This window comes from Winogradskyella undariae (assembly GCF_013285155.1).
Classification (GTDB): Bacteria; Bacteroidota; Bacteroidia; order Flavobacteriales; family Flavobacteriaceae; genus Winogradskyella; species Winogradskyella undariae.
Map to the genome: position 1 here is coordinate 287,414 of NZ_JABTEL010000004.1, position 17,808 is coordinate 305,221.

The window sequence follows — 17,808 nt, forward strand, 5'->3', positions numbered from 1 at the left end:
GTTAGTAATTATAGTTTATATAATAGTATTCTTTAGTCAACTTTAAGAGTTAATGGTAGTACTATTTCAGTATTTTAACTAATTTTGTTTTGATGGCAAAAAAGAAAAAAAAAGAAAAACAGTTTACTAAAAAGTTACTTCATAAGTACCGTTTAGTTATACTAAACGAAGATACTTTTGAAGAACGTTTTGCAATAAAGTTAACAAGGCTTAATGTGTTTGTGTTATCTTCACTTTCAGCAATATCACTTATCTTTTTCACGGTTTTACTTATTGCATTTACGCCTTTAAGAGAATATATCCCAGGCTATTCATCAGCTAAGTTAAAAAAGAGAGCTACTGTTTTAAACTATAAAACAGATTCTTTAGTTCAAGAATTAGAGTTGAATAAACGCTATTACGCATCTATCAGAAAAGTTTTAATAGGAGATGTTGCAACCATAGATTTTAATAGAGATTCTATTATAGAAGCAGCTAAAAATGATCTCGATATTTTACAAGTCCCAACAAGTAGAGAAGATTCTCTTTTAAGAGCTAAAGTAGATAAGGAAGATAAATATAATTTGTTTGAGGTCTCAGATGATCAATCTTACGTATTATTTCCACCTGTAAATGGAACTATTTCTGAAGGTTATGACCTAAAAGAAAAACATTTTGCTGTAGATATTGTAGTTCCGTTAAATACCCCTGTAAAAGCAGCTGCAGATGGTACCGTTATTTTTGCTGAATGGACTATAGAAACAGGTTATGTGGTTATTATAGAGCATAATGAAGAGCTTATTTCTGTTTATAAACACAATTCTGCGATTACAAAATCTCAAGGAGATTTAGTGAAGTCTGGTGAAGTTATAGCTATGTCTGGTAACGCAGGTGAATTAACCACAGGCCCACATTTACATTTTGAACTTTGGAGCAAGGGATACTCTGTAAACCCAACTAACTTTATTAATTTTCAGTAATGGCATCACTCAAAGCCGCACTTTCAAAACCTTTTGCAAAATACGTCGCAAGGAAAATAAATAAATGGTCTTCTAAACCTTTAGAAACACAACAAAAAGTGTTTCGTAATTTAATTTCTACAGCGGAACACACCGTTTTTGGAAAAGATCATAATTTTAAAAATATAACATCGTTTGAAGAGTTTCAAGCTAATGTTCCAATTAGAGATTACGAAGAACTTAAGCCTTATGTAGAACGCGTTGTTGCAGGTGAAGAAGATATTCTTTGGAAGGGTAAACCTATTTATTTTGCAAAAACTTCAGGAACCACATCTGGTGCAAAATATATTCCTATTACAAAAGAAAGCATGCCAACTCATATTGAAGCGGCAAGGAATGCAATTTTGCTATATATCCATGAAACTGGAAATGCGAAATTTGTAGATGGTAAAATGATTTTCCTTCAAGGAAGTCCTATTTTAAAAGAAAAACACGGTATAAAATTAGGTCGATTATCTGGTATAGTTGCTCATTTTGTTCCTAAATATCTTCAAAAAAACAGATTGCCAAGTTTAGAAACCAACTGCATTGAAGATTGGGAAACTAAGGTCGATGCAATTGTAGAAGAAACGATCCATGAAGATATGAGTATCATTTCTGGAATACCACCATGGGTACAAATGTATTTTGAGAAATTAATAGAGAAATCTAGTAAGAGTGTTGGTGATCTTTTTCAAAATTTCAATTTGTTCATTTTTGGAGGTGTTAATTATGAACCTTATCGTGCTAAATTCGAGAATCTAATAGGAAGAAAAGTAGATAGTATTGAGTTGTATCCGGCAAGTGAAGGTTTTTTTGCGTTTCAAGATAAACAAGACGAAAAAGGAATGTTGCTTCAGCTAGATTCAGGAATATTCTATGAATTTGTAGAGGCAGAACATTTTTTCGATAAAAACCCAAAACGAATTACAATTGCAGATGTTAAGTTAAGTGTAAATTATGTAATGATTATTTCTTCTACAGCAGGATTATGGGCATACAATGTTGGAGATACTGTTGCGTTTACATCATTAAAGCCTTATAGATTGATTGTTAGCGGTCGTATAAAGCATTTTATTTCAGCATTTGGCGAGCATGTTATTGGTAAAGAAGTAGAGCAAGCGCTTAAAGAAGCAACAAAAAATACGTTAATTTCGGTTAATGAATTTACGGTAGCCCCTCAAATAAGTCCTGAGGAAGGTTTACCTTATCACGAATGGTTAATAGAGTTTGAAAACGAACCAGAAAATGAAGCTGAATTAATTGAAGCCTTAGAACAATCTTTACAACAACAAAACAGTTATTATTTAGATTTAATTACAGGAAAAGTTCTTAGACCTTTAAAAATAACAAGAATTAAAAAAGATGGTTTTCAGAGCTATATGAAGTCTATTGGAAAGTTGGGAGGACAGAATAAAATACCAAGATTATCAAACGATCGAAAGATTGCAGATAGTTTACATGAACTTCATTTAACGAAATAAGCCTATATTTGCAGGTTAAACTAATATTATGAGTACAACAAAAAAAGAACAAGGAAGAACTAGAGCACAAGAGAGTTCTAGTGCTATAGAGCGCATGTATATAACAATGCGTCACCTCTTTAACCGTGGTTTTTATAAGCCAATGGGGATTTCTGGAGAAACATTACGTGAAGCTTTATTGCTATTGCGTCCAGAGATTTATGGCTCAATTGGTGAAGAGAAAGCAGAATTAGAAGGATTATTATATGTGGTAGATCGTTTACCTCAAGGTATAGAAGAGTGTACTTTTGTTAACTTAACAAGTGATGAAGGGTATGCAAATTCTCATTTTCAATCTATAATTCCACCTAAAAGAAGACGTAATTGCTATCGTATTGACGATGAGCAAATGAATATTGAAATCACAAGAGGTCGTTCTGAGATTTACGATATTTTAACACATCTTACGTTTTTATTTGTAGAGTCTCATAAAATAAGCAAGCGTGTTATTATTGATGAAGATGGTTCTACAATTAGAGATTGGCAAAAATTAGAGAATGCTGTCCTTTCTACTAATAAACTGACACAAAAAGAACGTGAAATTGCAATAACGCATACTGCTAATATTTTAGGCAGAACGTTTCATGAGTTAACAGATGCTTATCCAAAATTTGCTACTGAAAACCAACCAGAACGCTTACTTCATATTGTATATTGGTTAGGGAAATTAGCGATAGAAGAAACAATTAATAATGAAAAACGTACTATAACATTTAGTCCTGTTTTAAGAGAGCGTTTAGGACATCATATTCATGGTGAAATTTGGGCAGATGAAATAAAGTCGGCTTTACATAAAAACGGATTATTAGGGAGACCTATTCATATTATTAGTGCTAACATGCATAGCGTTATGAATACTTTATTTGCCAAAGGAGCACTTAAAGGAGCAGATGCTAAAAAAGATATTTTTCAAACTTATGAAGCTTTAAGTGAGTCTCAAAATGGACACTTAAGAAGTAAGGTTGAAAAATTAGCGTTGCAAAACGGAATGATAACTATTAAAGATACTTCAGGGACTAATATTGATATCCAGATTTTTGATACCGATAAAATAGATTTTTCTAAAACAGACTTTAAGTATTTAGAAGAAGCTAAAGAGAAAAAAGCGGTCATCTTTGTAATGGATTATGCCTTTGGAGAGCAAGCTTATGAAACTTTAGATGAATTTTTAAAGCCTATACATGTAGCAGGTAAAGATGTACATTTAAATGTAGAATCTATTTCCATTATGGGGAAAGCTGGTATTTTACAAGGAGGAAAAGGAGATGTTATGATTCCTAATGCTCATATTTTTGAAGGTACTGCAGATAATTATCCATTTAAAAATGAGTTAACTAAGGAAGATCTTTTAGATTGTGGTTTCTCTGTTTTTGAAGGAACGATGGTTACTGTTTTGGGAACATCACTTCAGAATAAAGAAATTTTAAAATTCTTTAAAAAATCGACTTGGAATGTTATAGGCTTAGAAATGGAAGGTGCACATTACCAAAAAGCCATCCAAGCAGCATCTAGAGTTAGAGGGAATATAAACGAAGATGTAAAAGTAAGATATGCGTATTACGCTAGTGATAATCCATTAGAAACAGGAGGGACTTTAGCTTCTGGAGGATTAGGAGCTTCGGGAGTTAGACCAACTTATGCAATCACAAAAAAAATACTAGAACAAATATTTAATTCATAAAAAATGAGTGAGAAATTACCGCAGCAACCAGAAAATGAAGAGGTTGATTTAGGACAATTATTTAATGCGATTGGCAATTTATTTGAAAGACTATTTTCTTTTATAGGTGGTATATTTAAAGGGGTTTTTTCTGCTTTAATTTATATTATAAAGCCACTTGTAGATAACATAAAAATAGTAGCTATTGCTGTTGTAATTACCTCTATTTTGGGTTTTGTTGTTCAAAAGAATAAAAAACCAACTTATTATTCAAACATGGTTGTTAGAACTAATTTTGGTTCTAAATACCAATTAGCGAGTAATATCAACTATTTTAATACTTTAATAGGTTCAAATAATCTCAAGGAATTATCTTATATCTTTGAAATAGATACATTAACGGCTGATGAATTAGTAAGTTTTTCATTAGAAGCCGGACCAGAAACTCAAAATGATTTATTTGTAGAATATGATGAATATGTACAATCTATAGATACGTCTTTGGTAGACGAATTAAGTTATAAAGAATACGTAGGAAATAGAAATTTACTATCTGGTAATTTGTTTTCTATTAAAGCGAGATCTCGTAAAAATGACATTTTTCCGTTGCTTTATCCTGGTTTCAAAAAAACGCTTGAAAATGATTTTTCTAAACATAAAAAGCACGTTAGAGATACAATGGTGTCAATAGAGCGTACTTCGTATGAAATAGAATTAACACGTTTAGATAGTATTCAAAAAACATATTTACAAGTCTTAAAAAATAATTCAGAAACTAGAGATTTATCATTCGGATATACATCAAACATACCACTAAAAGAAGAGATGTCTGTCACTAAAGAGTATGACTTATTTATTAAGGAACAAGAGATTTTAAGAAGTTTAAAATTGATAAATCAAAGTGTTGCAGAAGAAAACACTTATTTTGATGTTTTATCTACTTTTGATAGGTTGGGTAATGAAGACAAAAGTATTGGTCATCGCTATTTTATATTATTTCCTATTTTAACATTATTACTTTTTATAATAACTTTTTTAGTACTTAAAGCATTTAATTTTATTAAGAATTATGAGTAAAACAATTTTAATAACAGGAGGAGCAGGCTTTATCGGTTCAAATTTTGTAGTTCATTTTTTAGAGAATTATAAGGACGTAAAGGTTGTTAACCTTGATTTACTGACTTACGCAGGCGATCTTTCTAATTTAAGTGAACTTAAAGAAAATAAAAACTACACGTTTGTTGAAGGCGATATTTGTGATACAGAACTTGTAAATAGTCTTTTTATAAAATATAAATTTTCTGGAGTCATTCATTTTGCAGCAGAATCTCACGTAGATAACTCAATTAAGAATCCTGATGCCTTTGTAAAAACAAATGTTAATGGAACTTTTAACTTAATAGATGTTGCCAAAAAACATTGGATGGATGCACCATTTTCATTCAAAGAAGGTTGTGAGACTAATAGGTTTCATCATATATCAACAGATGAGGTTTATGGAACCTTGGGAGAAACAGGTCTATTTACTGAAGAAACGCCTTATGCACCAAATAGTCCCTATAGTGCTTCAAAAGCATCATCAGATTTTATTGTTAGAAGTTATTTTCATACTTATGGGATGAATGTTGTTACAACCAATTGTAGTAATAATTACGGTCCAAAACAACACGATGAAAAACTGATTCCAACCATTATAAGAAAGGCAATCAATAATGAAGCTATACCGATTTATGGAGATGGAAAAAATATTAGAGATTGGTTGTATGTAGAAGATCATTGTACAGGAATTGATTTAGCATTTCAAAAAGGAAAAGCTGGTGAAACCTATAATGTTGGTGGAAAAAATGAACGTGATAATTTATACATCGTTCATAAGATTTGTGAAATATTAGATACTATTAAGCCAAGAGAGAATACTTCGTCTTATGCTGATTTAATTACATTTGTTAAAGATAGACCAGGACATGATTTTAGGTACGCTATTGATGCTTCAAAATTAGAAAATGAATTAGGTTGGAAGGCGAGTGAAAATTTTGAATCTGGTATAATGAAAACGATAGAGTGGTACCTTAATAAATACAACAGTTAATATGAAAGGAATTATACTAGCAGGTGGATCAGGAACAAGATTACACCCTTTAACTTTAGCAGTAAGCAAGCAATTAATGCCTGTTTACGACAAGCCAATGATATATTATCCGCTTTCAACCTTAATGTTGTCTGGGATAAGAGAAATATTAATCATTTCTACACCTCAAGATTTACCTTTATTTAAAAAATTGTTAGGTGATGGTACTAAATTTGGTTGTGATTTTCAATATGCGGTACAAGAAGAACCTAATGGATTAGCTCAAGCTTTTATTATTGGTGAAGATTTTATTGGTGATGATAAAGTGGCTTTAATTCTGGGAGATAATATTTTTTATGGAACTGGTTTATCAGACTTATTGCAAGAAAATAATGATCCTGATGGAGGAATCGTTTATGCTTATCATGTTCTTGATCCAGAACGTTATGGTGTTGTAGAGTTCGATAAATCGGGTAAGGCTGTTTCAATTGAAGAAAAACCAGAACATCCAAAATCTAATTATGCGGTTCCTGGGATATATTTTTATGATAATTCTGTCGTAGAAATCGCAAAAAATATTAAGCCAAGTCACAGAGGGGAATTAGAAATTACAGATGTTAATAAAGCTTATTTAAGTCAAGGAAAATTGAAAGTAAGCGTTCTAGATAAAGGTACAGCTTGGTTAGATACAGGTACTTTTAAATCTTTAATGCAAGCCTCTCAGTTTGTACAAGTGATAGAAGAACGTCAAGGTTTAAAAATTGGAGCTATAGAAGAAGCGGCTTTTAGTATGGGGTACATTAATGAGGATCAATTAAAGTCTCTTATAGAACCATTAATTAAAAGTGGTTACGGTAAGCATCTATTAAGTTTATTATCTAAATAAAAAGAATGACAATTAAAGAAACAAAATTAGAAGGTTGCTATATTTTACAACCTAATATTTTTAAAGATAAAAGAGGTTATTTTATTGAGAGTTTTAATCAAAAAACATTTAATTCTTTATTAGGGTTGGATGTAAACTTTGTTCAAGATAACGAATCTAAATCCTCTAAAGGGGTTTTAAGAGGGTTACATTATCAATTAGGTGAACATGCCCAAGCAAAATTAGTACGTGTTGTTAAAGGTGCTGTTTTAGACGTAGCGGTAGATGTAAGAGAAGGTTCTAAAACATTTGGACAGCATGTTGCTGTAGAGCTTACAGAAGAGAATAAAACACAGCTTTTTGTGCCAAGAGGTTTTGCGCATGGTTTTATTGTTTTAGAAGATGAAACAATTTTCAGCTATAAATGCGATAACTATTATCATAAAGCATCAGAAGCAGGGCTTATTTATAATGATGAAGATCTAAATATAGACTGGAAACTGCCAAGTACTGATTTTATTCTTTCAGATAAAGATATCATTTTACCTAAATTAAAAGATGCTAAAATATGATAAATGTACTTGTTACCGCTAAAGATGGTCAATTAGGGCATTGCTTTCAAAGCTTAGTTTCAGGGCATCCAAATCTTCAATTTACTTTTAAATCTTCTTCAGAATTAGATATTACTAATAAAGCGAATATAGAGGATGTCTTTGGTGCGTCTTCATTTGATTATTGTATAAATTGTGCAGCTTATACAGCTGTAGATAAAGCAGAGGAAGTAGCTGAATTAGCAGATAAAGTAAATCATTTAGGAGCTCAGAACTTAGCTGAAGCTTGCAAAAATTTTGATACGACTTTAATTCATATTTCAACAGATTTTGTTTTTGATGGGCAATCAACGGTTCCGTATTTAGAAACAAATACTACGAGTCCTTTAGGGGTTTATGGTAAAACAAAATTAGAAGGAGAATGCGCCATTACAGAGGTTTTAGAAAAGCATTTTATAGTTAGAACATCATGGTTATATTCTGAATATAAAAATAACTTTTTAAAAACAATGTTAAGGTTATCCGATGGTCGTGATGAGTTAAGTGTTGTAGGTGACCAAGTGGGGAGCCCAACGTATGCAAAAGATTTAGCCGAAGCTGTTTTAAAAATTATTGAATCTAAAAAAACAAACTATGGTGTTTATCATTATAGTAATCAAGGTGTGGTAAGTTGGTATGGGTTTGCTAAAGAAATATTTAAGCAAGCAGGTGTAACTATTAAATTAAATGATATAACAACTGCAGAATATCCAACATTAGCAGAGCGCCCAAAATACAGTGTTTTAGATACAAATAAAATTAAAGATACTTTTGAAATCAATATTCCTGACTGGGAAACGAGTCTTCATAATGCAATTTTAGCACTAAAGTAATTTGTAAAACAAACCTCTTTAGAAAATAAATTAGAGCTAATTAAGTTGCAATGTCAAAAAGAATAAAGATAGGTAAAGATAAAACAGTCGTTTTAAAGAATGCATTTTCATTAACGGTAATGCAGGCTACAAATTATCTCTTACCTTTAGCAGTACTTCCTTATTTAGCGAGAGTTTTAGGACCAGAAAAATATGGGGTTATATTCTTTGCGCAAGTCTTTATTAATTACTTCATGATTCTTTCTGATTATGGATTTAATTTAATTGGTGTTCGTCAAATAGCACAAAATAAAGACGACAAAAATAAATTAGAGTCTATAGTTTCCTCTATTTATAATCTAAGATTGATCCTTGGTATTTTAGGTTTTATTATCCTATTTATAATTGTTAATTCCTTTTCTAGGTTTCAAGAAGATAGCCTTATTTATTATTTTACCTATGGTATGGTGATTGGTAATATATTATTACCATCATGGTTTTTCCAAGGGATAGAGCAAATGAAATATATTGCGATATTAAATTTTATATCAAAATTAATTTTCACGCTTTCTATATTCTTTTTAATTACAGAAGAACAAGATTATTTATATGTTCCGCTTTTAAACTCGTTTGGGTTTATTATTTCGGGATTAATAGGGCTTTGGTTACTTAAAAATAAATATCAAATATCACTAAAAATTGTACCATGGCTAAAAATAAAAGAACAGCTTAGTAACGGGTTTCATGTTTTTATTTCAAACTTTAGTATATCTGCTTACACAACCACAAATACCTTTATATTAGGTAATATGGTTAAAGATGATATAATGGGATATTATGGAGGCTCTGAAAAAATCATTCAGGCCTTTAAGTTTATGTTTACACCTGTTTATAACGCCACGTATCCATATTTCGCTAATCTTGTGTCAACAAACAAAAAAAGAGCTTTAAAAGAGTTTAAAATAGGTTTGTTAGGTTCCATTATTATCGGAGCAATAGTTTGCGGTATATCTTTGTATTTTGCTAAAGAAATTATAACACTTGTACTCGGTTCTGATTATTTAGCAGGAATAGATATTTTTATGATTTTGGCGATTCTAATATTATTAACACCAATATCTTATTTTTTATTCAACGTTGTTTTCCTTTCTCTTTCTTTAGAAAAATACTCAATGAAAATATACATTGCAGGTGGTGTAATTAATATAACCTTACTTGTTAGTCTACTTTCTTTTTTAGATTCTCCTGCTATTGCAGCAGCAGTATCAAATGTCTTAACTCAGTTTTTTAATTTGTCTGCCGCCTTAATCGTATTCTATCTTTATCTAAAAAATAAAATACGTGGTTTAAATGGATAATTATATATACGTATTACACGAAAGAGGAGCTAAATCTCATTTTTTAGCGTTAGAAGAGTACGCTTTAAGACACGATAAGAAAATAGCTTATCACGAATTTTCAATTACCCGTTTTTTATTTAAGAGTATCGTTAAGAGAGATTTTAACTTGTTAAAAAACCAATTATTAAATATTGTGTTTTTAATAAAGTTATGTTTTTCATCAAAAAAGAAAATTATAATAGGTATTGCACCTTATGATTGGCGGTTGGTACACTTAAAATTGATATTAAAGAAGCATAATGTTTTCTATTTTACGTCTTGGACAAGTTGGTCGGGTGATTTCTACCCCAAAAAAAAATTATCTAGTTTCAATTACATTAAGAAATCATGGAGAGGGTTTTTAGAAAAGGATATTAAAGGTGTATTTGCCGTTACAAATTCAGCATTATCTAGTCTAAAAGAATATTATGATTTAAAATGTAAATCAAGTATTGTTTACCATGCTTATTCTCAAAAATCACTTATAAATACCGCTGTTAATGAGAGGGAATCAAATAAAACTAAGTTAATCTACGTTGGTAGATTAATTGAAGAAAAAGGGATTCAAGAACTTTTTGATTTAATGAATGTTCTCGATCCTCAAAAATTCAGTTTAACAATTATTGGAGATGGTGAATTAAAAAGCATTGTAGAGACAAAAGCCCAATTACAATCAAATATTAATTATATCGGTTATCTTTCTGATAAGAAAGAACTTTATAAAACATATCAAAATCATGATATTCAAATCTTATTTTCTAGAAAATCAGATACTTGGGAAGAATTATTTGGTATTGTTATTATCGAAGCTATGTTAAACGGTGTTATAACATTAACAACAGATCACTCTGGACCTAAAGAGATTATTAAAAATAATGTTGATGGGTTTATTTTATCTGATGATTCTAAATTGGTTAAGAACACTAAAGCTATTTTAGATGAAGGCATAAAGGATTTAAACCAAATGAAACAAGAAGCTTTGATGAATTCTCAATACTTTTCAGTAGATAAGTTATACTTAAAATGGAAAGATTTATTAGATGAATAAACAAAAGAAGGTATATATAATTTTAGTTAATTATAACAATGAAACTGATACTATAGAATGTTTAGAAAGTCTATTAAAACAAAGCTATAGTAATTATCAGGTTCTTGTTGTAGATAATTCTGAAACAGAAGATTCTTTCAACGTTTTAAAAGATTGGTCTAAAGGAAAATATCAAGATGAAATTATAACTAAGTTTCCCAATCTAGTTTTTCCTTTAATAACAAAACCAGTTTCAAATATATCATTAAGCGAAAAAGAGTTTTCTCATAAAATTGAAGACATTCACGATAAAGTAATATTCATAAAATCGGAAAAAAATGAAGGTTTTGCAGCTGCCAATAATATTGTTTTAAATGCTTTAAAAACGGTAAAACAAGATTTTATTTGTTGGTTACTAAATAATGATACGGTAGTTAAAAGTTCTGCATTAGATGCTATTGTAACTCACTCATTAAGTCAAAATAATCATGGGGTTTTAGGAACTTCGTTAATGGAATATAGTTGCGGAGAGGAAATTCAGTCCATAGGAGGTTTGTATAATCCTAAAATATCTAAACTAAATATTTCTAAAAACGAAGATGAATTTAGAAAATCTGAAGCCATAAAATATCCTAATGGAGCTTCTATGGTCGTTACAAAAGACTACTTAGATATAGTAGGGCCTCTTTCAGAAGATTATTTTCTTTATTTTGAAGAATTAGATTGGGTATTAAAAGGTGCTAAAAAAGCGTTTGAGCCAAGCTTTTTAGTTGAAGAATTAGTATATCATAAAGGGGGAAGTTCTACAGGTAAGAACAGTACTTTAGCCGATTATTATTATACGAGAGGAAGATTGATTTTAACTTTAAAATTTTTCAAAAAGTTTGCTCCTTTAGTTTTTTTACTGACCTTCGTAATGTTTCCATTAAATAGAATTATTAGAGGTCAATTTAAACGTGTGTTTATTATTTTTAAGGCATTTAAATCAGTTTATAAATGGTCTTTAAATCGTAAGAACGTTTAAAAAACACCAGTAGTAGGTTATATTACCTAATGAGTTACATAAAATTATTTTAGGAGAATGAAAATAGGGATAGATGCAAAATGGTTTTTTAAAGGTCCACCTAGTGGAACTGTAGTTATTAGAAATATAGTAGAGCAATTAATTAAATTAAATACTTCAGACGAGCTTTTTTTATTTTTAAATAAATCAGATAAGGGTAATAACTTTCCTTTTTTACAAGACAATGTAAAATTGATATATATTAAAGATTCAAACAATCTATTTGCAAACTTGTTTTTAGTCCCTTTAGCAGCTAGAAAACTAGATTTAGATGTTATAATGTATCAAAATTTCCCGAGTCCTTTCGGTGCAAAAAAAAGTATAAATTATATACACGACATCTTATTCTTAGATTATCCTAAGTTTTTCACACTTAAAGAAAAGGTTTATTTGAAGCCTATTAAATACCTTTCTAAATATTGTAATCATATAATTACAATATCTAATAGTGAAAAAAATAGAGTTGTTAAACATAGATTAGCAAAAGAAAATAATGTATCTGTTGTATATCATGGTGTTACAAACTATGAGAGTGTTAATTTTTCAAATGAAGATTTAGAAGCCTTTAAAAAGCGATATAATTTACCTAGCGAATTCATTCTTTATTTAGGGAGGTTAAATTCAAGAAAAAATATTTATAATTTACTCAAAGCAATGCCAGATGTGGCAAATAATACGCCTTTGGTTATTGCAGGAAGTGTTGATCATAAAATGTTTGACATTAATAAATTAATTAGCGAATTAGGTTTAAAGAATAGAGTTATACAAGTAGGGTTTGTGCCAGAAAGAGATCTTAATTTATTTTATTCTACAGCAAAAATATTTTGTTTTCCGTCTTATGCAGAGGGTTTTGGTTTACCACCCTTAGAGGCAATGGCTCTTGGTACACCAACTGTAGTTTCTAATACCACTTCTATGCCTGAGGTATGTGGTGATGCTGCACTATATGTTAATCCAGACGATTATAAAGATATAGCTACACAAATTAATAAATTATTAATAGATAAAGAACAGTTTGATTTAAGAGTGACTTTAGGAAAAGAACAAGCTAATAAATTTAAAAAAGATGTTGTTGGTAAGGAAATTTATAATGTTATAAAATCTGTAGTGAATGATTAATTTAGGTAAACTTATTTCTAAAATAAAGGGAGATAAAAATTACAGTATTCAATCTGAGTATTCTAACGTTGAGGTAATTAAAATAATAATTATTAGAGCGAAGCAAATATTAAGAGGAGGTTTCTCTAAAGTCTTTTTTGTTAAAACTAGCGGGTTTTTCTTTAAAGGAAAGCATGTTCAGATTAAACATTCTCATTTGTTTAGAGCAGGTAAGAATTTAATTCTTGGAGACAATGTATCCATAAATGCACTTTCTAAAAAAGGGATAACGCTGGGAGATAATGTCACTATAGAACGAAACGGAACAATTATAGGTACAGGTGTTATTGCAAATAAAGGAGAAGGGGTTAGTATTGGTAATAATACAGGAATTAATATCAATGTTTTTATTGGTGGTCAAGGCGGTGTTTCTATAGGTAATAATGTTATTATTGGACCAAGCGTTCAGATTTATTCTGAGAATCATATTTTTGCAGGAAAAGGCCTAATTAAAGAACAAGGAGAAGATAGAAAAGGAGTTAAAATTGAAGATGATTGTTGGATTGGTGGAGGAGCCATTATCTTAGACGGGGTTTGTTTAGGAAATAAAACAATTGTAGCTGCAGGTTCTGTTGTTAATAAAAGTTTTGATGGGAACTGTGTTATTGGTGGTGTACCAGCAAAATTGATAAAAAACTTATAACGTTTTAATAAAAAAAGAAAGGTTTTTAAATGATTAAAAGTATTATTTTTTATAAAACACTATTTGCTTCCTTAATTTTTGTAAGCCTATTTTCAGTTCCGTTTGAAGCTGTAATATTACTTTCTGTTTTTATATTTCTTTTACTTATTGTTGCTAAAAAAACAGTATTATCAAAATCTTTTTTTGAAGTACTTGCCCCATTAATCTTATTATTCTTAATAGCCTTGAGCGGCATTTTTTATAACAATAGTGACTTTATAGACTTTATTAAGGATTTTTTATACCTACTCAAACCTATACTGTTTCTTGTTGTCGGCTATTTGCTTTGTAAAAGGATTAATGATAGAAATAGCTTTTTAATTCTAATTGTTAATATCGCATTAGTATTTGGAGTTGTTCATATTATTGAATGTTTATTATATATATATCAAACTTCTGTGTTTTCTATTCATGTGATGAGGAATATTTCGGGAAGAGATAATTTTTTAGAACTAATAGCTATTGGGATTATTATAGCTAATTTAAAGAATAAAGAATTTAAAATCAATTTCTTAAAACCTATAATGATTGTTCTATCTATATCTTTTGTCTTGTATCTTTCTAGAACGATGTTCATTCTACTGATATTAATATCCTTAACTTTTTCAGGTTATTTAAGACTTTCAATGAAGGGATTGAGATATCTTTTTTTATCTGCTACAGGAGTTATACTTTTTTATGTTTATTTGTTTTCAATAGATATAGATAGAGCTAGTAAAAGTCCTGTAGATAATTTTTTATACAAGTTGAAATTAGCACCCTCTGAAATATTTGTTAGTAAAGGAGATATTGATATAAAAAACCACGCTAACCTTTGGGATCATTGGAGAGCTTACGAGGGTAATATGGCAATAAATCAATTAAATGAAAAAGGAGCTGTAGCATGGACGTTTGGTACTGGTATGGGGGCTTTAATCGATTTAAAATTTAACGCACCTCTTTCAGATGATCCTAATGGAATGAGATATATTTCGCTAATCCATAATGGTTATGTTTTTATATTATTTAAGACAGGTATATTAGGTCTTATACTTTATTTTCTCTTTCTGATTAGTAATTACTTCGTGTATAAAAAAATAAAAAATCAAGATTATTTAATTTCTAATATGATATTTGGTATTACATTATTTTACTTTTTTACAACCTTAGTAATTACAGGGATATTTAATCTATCGGATCCAATTACTTTAGTCTTGGGAGGTGTATTGTTTTTTAGTACCAAAGCAGCAGAGTATTCAAATAATAAGATTTTAAGATCGGGGTTATAACACCTGGTAAAATACACATGTTATAAGGGGATGAAGTATTTAAATCTTTTACAAAAAGAGAGTGGGTTAAAGATAAACTCTACAGCGTTTTTAATGTGTCTTTTAGGAGTCTTGTTGTCAACGTTGTTGTTAGGGTATGCTCCCAGTAGCATAATGTTAGGTGTCTTTTTTGTGTTTTCTATTAGGCATGCAATTATTCATAAGACTAAAATTAAATTAGAGTATAAACTAATCTTACCGATATTACTTTACCTATACTTTGTTGCTTCATTTTTTTGGTCTGTAGATAAAGGTCAAACCCTAAAGGGATTAGAAAGAATGGTTGCTTTAATTATAGTTCCTGTTAGTTTTATTTTTTTACCTAAATTATCAAAAAAGCACTTAAAAATTGTATTAAATATTTTTACAGTTACTAATGTTTTATTAGGAATATTTTTTCTGATTAATGCAGTATTTAATTTTTATAAAACGAGGGCTTTGTCCGTTTTTACTTATCATGAATTGGTAAGTGTCCTAGATCTGAATGCTATTTATGTATCTCTAATATTTTCAATAAGTTTATTCTATTTATTATCATTGAAAGAGAAAACAAAAATTCATAAAGGCTTGATTGCTTTTTTATTATTGCTGCTTTTTTTATTGTCTTCTAAGTTGGTAATTATTATAGCTTGTATTTCGAGTGTTATTTTTTTATTTAAAAACAACAGTAGTAAATGGAATAAGAAGAGAATAATATTATCTGTTTTTTTTCTAATTGCATTAGGGATTACGAGTTCAATAACACTTATAGATAGATTTAAATTTGAAAACGAAAGTAAATATTCGGAAGTCTTAAATTTAGATCAATTTGGAGGTATTTATCCTTGGACTGGCAGCTCAATTAGGTTGTTTCAGCTTAGGCTTTTAAAAGAACAAATTCAAGAAGATGCAATTTTATTAAAAGGATATGGTCTTTTTGCATCAAGAAAGAGTTTAGATGTGCTTCATGATAAATACAATACATATATAGATTTTCATCATTATAATTACCATAATCAATATGCTCAGATTTTATCAGAATTAGGTCTCATAGGTTTAATTATGCTATTATTAATTTTATTCAGTATTTGGTCTACAGGTCTAAAATCGTATAGTTTTTTAGTAATTATGTTTAGTATTATTATAACCTTAATGTTTTTCACAGAAAGTCTTTTATGGAGACAAAGAGGGCTTTTCTTATTTATTGTTTTTTATTCTCTTTTTGTGAAAATTTTTGAGAATAAAATTGAGTCACATTAATTCTTGTTTCTATTAATGAATAATACACTTTTTGGTGTTATTTTAAACGTATTATAAAACACAATAGAAATAAATATTTATTACATCTAATTATTAGTAGCTTTGTCTTCATTTTTGAATAGAGATAGGTTTAAGGTAAAGGAATTAAGTTCTTTTGTTTTAACATATTATTCTTGATAAATTATTTAAATTTTGAAGATAGCAATATTAGGAACAAGAGGTATACCGAATTATCATGGTGGTTTTGAGCAGTTTGCAGAATCATTATCAGAGTATCTTGTGTCCAAAAATCATGATGTAACGGTTTATAATTCACACAAACATCCTTATAAAGAGAGTGTTTGGCAAGGCGTTAATATTGTTCATAAATACGATCCAGAATATAGAATCGGAACCTCAGGTCAGTTTATTTACGATCTTAACTGTATCACTCACTCTAGAAGGCAGAATTTTGATGTTATATTACAATTAGGATACACTAGTAGTTCTATTTGGAATGGTTTATTTGATAAAAAAACAACCCTTGTTACAAACATGGACGGTTTAGAATGGAAAAGATCAAAATATAACAAGCCAACTCAAAGGTTTTTGAAATATGCAGAAAAGCTAGCCATTAAATATAGCGATTGTATAGTTGCAGATTCTTTAGGTATCAAAGAATATTTAGATAATAAATACAAGCTTGATTCAGAGTATATAGCATATGGATCTAAATTATTTGAAGACCCTAAAGAAGAATTAATAGCTCAGTATAATGTTGAAAAAGGAGATTACAATATGTTAATCGCTAGGCTAGAACCAGAGAATAATATTGAAGTGATCTTAGACGGAGTTTCTAAATCTAAATCAAAAAAGGATTTTCTGGTTATAGGGAAACATGAAACTAAATTTGGTAACTATTTAAAAGATAAATATAAAAACCATCCCTCAATAAAGTTTTTAGGAGGTGTTTATAATCAAAACCATTTAGATAACTTAAGATACTTTTCTAATCTTTATTTTCACGGACATTCTGTTGGTGGTACAAATCCATCTTTACTTGAAGCAATGGGCTCTAAAGCTTTTATAATTGCTCATAATAACATTTTTAATAAAAGTATTTTAAAAGAAAATGCCTTTTACTTTGAGTCAGATGAGGATATAATTAAGTTGATGTCTTTGAATAAAAAGGATCACCTTGCAATAGTTGAACAAAACTTTACCGAGATTAGAAATAAATTTAGCTCCGATTATATTAACTCTAAATATGAAAATTATTTAGAAAAATGTTTACTTCAAAAGCATAATTGATTCTGTATAATCTCCATTTTCTTATTTGGTTATTAAAGATTTTAATTCAAGCTCGATAATTGATAATTTATGTCTAAAAATAATTTATAGATATGTAATTAAATAGAGTAAAGCTTGTAAGATTTAAGACCTGAATATATTCTTAAATAATAGCTTATTTTTTATTTT

Annotated in this window: 17 protein-coding genes; 16 read left to right on the forward strand and 1 reads right to left on the reverse strand. The window is 29.3% G+C overall.

All coding sequences use genetic code 11. The features are described from left to right. Window positions 1-92 precede the first annotated feature (92 nt). From HSX10_RS07790 to HSX10_RS07850, 13 genes are read left to right on the forward strand one after another with little or no spacing between them, the layout of a single operon-like run. Window positions 93-959 (forward strand): M23 family metallopeptidase, encoded by an 867-nt coding sequence (locus HSX10_RS07790; RefSeq protein ID WP_173587644.1) that lies wholly within the window; start codon window positions 93-95, stop codon window positions 957-959. Next, window positions 959-2,461, forward strand: a complete 1,503-nt coding sequence (locus HSX10_RS07795) for a GH3 auxin-responsive promoter family protein (protein WP_173587645.1) — start codon at window positions 959-961, stop codon at window positions 2,459-2,461. Before HSX10_RS07790 ends, HSX10_RS07795 begins: the two co-directional genes overlap by 1 nt. 28 nt (window positions 2,462-2,489) lie before the next feature. Beyond that, on the forward strand, window positions 2,490-4,181 hold the full coding sequence (locus HSX10_RS07800) for a DUF6909 family protein (RefSeq protein WP_173587646.1): 1,692 nt from the start codon (window positions 2,490-2,492) through the stop codon (window positions 4,179-4,181). A 3-nt stretch (window positions 4,182-4,184) separates the two neighbouring features. Continuing rightward, entirely contained in the window at window positions 4,185-5,237 is a 1,053-nt protein-coding gene (locus HSX10_RS07805) for a hypothetical protein (protein WP_173587647.1), read from the forward strand. Further along, complete coding sequence (gene rfbB / locus HSX10_RS07810) at window positions 5,230-6,249, forward strand: dTDP-glucose 4,6-dehydratase (protein ID WP_173587648.1); 1,020 nt, start codon at window positions 5,230-5,232, stop codon at window positions 6,247-6,249. The genes HSX10_RS07805 and rfbB overlap by 8 nt, the downstream gene beginning before the upstream one ends. Before the next feature lies 1 nt (window position 6,250). Next, complete coding sequence (rfbA, locus tag HSX10_RS07815; protein WP_173587649.1) at window positions 6,251-7,114, forward strand: glucose-1-phosphate thymidylyltransferase RfbA; 864 nt, start codon at window positions 6,251-6,253, stop codon at window positions 7,112-7,114. 5 nt (window positions 7,115-7,119) lie between these two features. Further along, the gene (gene rfbC, locus HSX10_RS07820; RefSeq protein ID WP_173587650.1) at window positions 7,120-7,665 is read left to right on the forward strand and encodes a dTDP-4-dehydrorhamnose 3,5-epimerase; all 546 of its coding nucleotides are present in this window, start codon (window positions 7,120-7,122) and stop codon (window positions 7,663-7,665) included. Further along, window positions 7,662-8,516: a dTDP-4-dehydrorhamnose reductase gene (rfbD, locus tag HSX10_RS07825; RefSeq protein WP_173587651.1), complete on the forward strand. Its 855-nt coding sequence runs from the start codon at window positions 7,662-7,664 to the stop codon at window positions 8,514-8,516. Before rfbC ends, rfbD begins: the two co-directional genes overlap by 4 nt. A 50-nt stretch (window positions 8,517-8,566) precedes the next feature. Continuing rightward, entirely contained in the window at window positions 8,567-9,853 is a 1,287-nt protein-coding gene (locus HSX10_RS07830; protein ID WP_173587652.1) for a flippase, read from the forward strand. Next, complete coding sequence (locus HSX10_RS07835) at window positions 9,846-10,922, forward strand: glycosyltransferase (RefSeq protein ID WP_173587653.1); 1,077 nt, start codon at window positions 9,846-9,848, stop codon at window positions 10,920-10,922. The genes HSX10_RS07830 and HSX10_RS07835 overlap by 8 nt, the downstream gene beginning before the upstream one ends. Next, window positions 10,915-11,925, forward strand: coding sequence for a glycosyltransferase family 2 protein (locus tag HSX10_RS07840; protein ID WP_173587654.1), 1,011 nt, complete (start codon window positions 10,915-10,917; stop codon window positions 11,923-11,925). The genes HSX10_RS07835 and HSX10_RS07840 overlap by 8 nt, the downstream gene beginning before the upstream one ends. 57 nt (window positions 11,926-11,982) lie before the next feature. Continuing rightward, window positions 11,983-13,083: a glycosyltransferase family 4 protein gene (locus HSX10_RS07845; RefSeq protein WP_173587655.1), complete on the forward strand. Its 1,101-nt coding sequence runs from the start codon at window positions 11,983-11,985 to the stop codon at window positions 13,081-13,083. After that, on the forward strand, window positions 13,076-13,765 hold the full coding sequence (locus HSX10_RS07850; RefSeq protein WP_173587656.1) for an acyltransferase: 690 nt from the start codon (window positions 13,076-13,078) through the stop codon (window positions 13,763-13,765). The genes HSX10_RS07845 and HSX10_RS07850 overlap by 8 nt, the downstream gene beginning before the upstream one ends. A 49-nt stretch (window positions 13,766-13,814) precedes the next feature. Here the strand turns inward: HSX10_RS07850 and HSX10_RS07855 are convergent, their stop codons facing one another. Further along, window positions 13,815-14,000, reverse strand: coding sequence for a hypothetical protein (locus HSX10_RS07855; protein WP_173587657.1), 186 nt, complete (start codon window positions 13,998-14,000; stop codon window positions 13,815-13,817). 328 nt (window positions 14,001-14,328) lie between these two features. Here HSX10_RS07855 and HSX10_RS07860 point away from each other — a divergent pair, with 328 nt between their 5' ends. From HSX10_RS07860 to HSX10_RS07870, 3 genes are all read left to right on the forward strand, one after another. Beyond that, window positions 14,329-15,072 carry an O-antigen ligase family protein gene (locus HSX10_RS07860; RefSeq protein ID WP_302476787.1) on the forward strand — a complete coding sequence of 248 codons (744 nt, stop codon included), beginning with the start codon at window positions 14,329-14,331 and terminating at the stop codon, window positions 15,070-15,072. 30 nt (window positions 15,073-15,102) lie between these two features. Then, window positions 15,103-16,350, forward strand: coding sequence for an O-antigen ligase family protein (locus HSX10_RS07865; RefSeq protein ID WP_173587659.1), 1,248 nt, complete (start codon window positions 15,103-15,105; stop codon window positions 16,348-16,350). A gap of 192 nt (window positions 16,351-16,542) precedes the next feature. Next, window positions 16,543-17,640, forward strand: a complete 1,098-nt coding sequence (locus tag HSX10_RS07870; RefSeq protein WP_173587660.1) for a DUF1972 domain-containing protein — start codon at window positions 16,543-16,545, stop codon at window positions 17,638-17,640. The last annotated feature ends 168 nt before the right edge of the window (window positions 17,641-17,808 follow it).

Bases quoted from the DNA above. Each gene is read 5' to 3' on its own strand.
- HSX10_RS07835 (WP_173587653.1), top strand. From the start codon at position 9,846: ATGGATAATTATATATACGTATTACACGAAAGAGGAGCTAAATCTCAT.
- HSX10_RS07795 (WP_173587645.1), top strand. From the start codon at position 959: ATGGCATCACTCAAAGCCGCACTTTCAAAACCTTTTGCAAAATACGTC.
- HSX10_RS07855 (WP_173587657.1), bottom strand. From the start codon at position 14,000: ATGCCGCTCAAGGCTATTAAGAATAATAAGATTAATGGGGCAAGTACT.
- HSX10_RS07845 (WP_173587655.1), top strand. From the start codon at position 11,983: ATGAAAATAGGGATAGATGCAAAATGGTTTTTTAAAGGTCCACCTAGT.
- HSX10_RS07860 (WP_302476787.1), top strand. From the start codon at position 14,329: ATGATTGTTCTATCTATATCTTTTGTCTTGTATCTTTCTAGAACGATG.
- HSX10_RS07805 (WP_173587647.1), top strand. From the start codon at position 4,185: ATGAGTGAGAAATTACCGCAGCAACCAGAAAATGAAGAGGTTGATTTA.
- rfbD (WP_173587651.1), top strand. From the start codon at position 7,662: ATGATAAATGTACTTGTTACCGCTAAAGATGGTCAATTAGGGCATTGC.
- HSX10_RS07790 (WP_173587644.1), top strand. From the start codon at position 93: ATGGCAAAAAAGAAAAAAAAAGAAAAACAGTTTACTAAAAAGTTACTT.
- rfbB (WP_173587648.1), top strand. From the start codon at position 5,230: ATGAGTAAAACAATTTTAATAACAGGAGGAGCAGGCTTTATCGGTTCA.
- HSX10_RS07840 (WP_173587654.1), top strand. From the start codon at position 10,915: ATGAATAAACAAAAGAAGGTATATATAATTTTAGTTAATTATAACAAT.
- HSX10_RS07830 (WP_173587652.1), top strand. From the start codon at position 8,567: ATGTCAAAAAGAATAAAGATAGGTAAAGATAAAACAGTCGTTTTAAAG.
- rfbA (WP_173587649.1), top strand. From the start codon at position 6,251: ATGAAAGGAATTATACTAGCAGGTGGATCAGGAACAAGATTACACCCT.
- rfbC (WP_173587650.1), top strand. From the start codon at position 7,120: ATGACAATTAAAGAAACAAAATTAGAAGGTTGCTATATTTTACAACCT.
- HSX10_RS07865 (WP_173587659.1), top strand. From the start codon at position 15,103: ATGAAGTATTTAAATCTTTTACAAAAAGAGAGTGGGTTAAAGATAAAC.
- HSX10_RS07850 (WP_173587656.1), top strand. From the start codon at position 13,076: ATGATTAATTTAGGTAAACTTATTTCTAAAATAAAGGGAGATAAAAAT.
- HSX10_RS07800 (WP_173587646.1), top strand. From the start codon at position 2,490: ATGAGTACAACAAAAAAAGAACAAGGAAGAACTAGAGCACAAGAGAGT.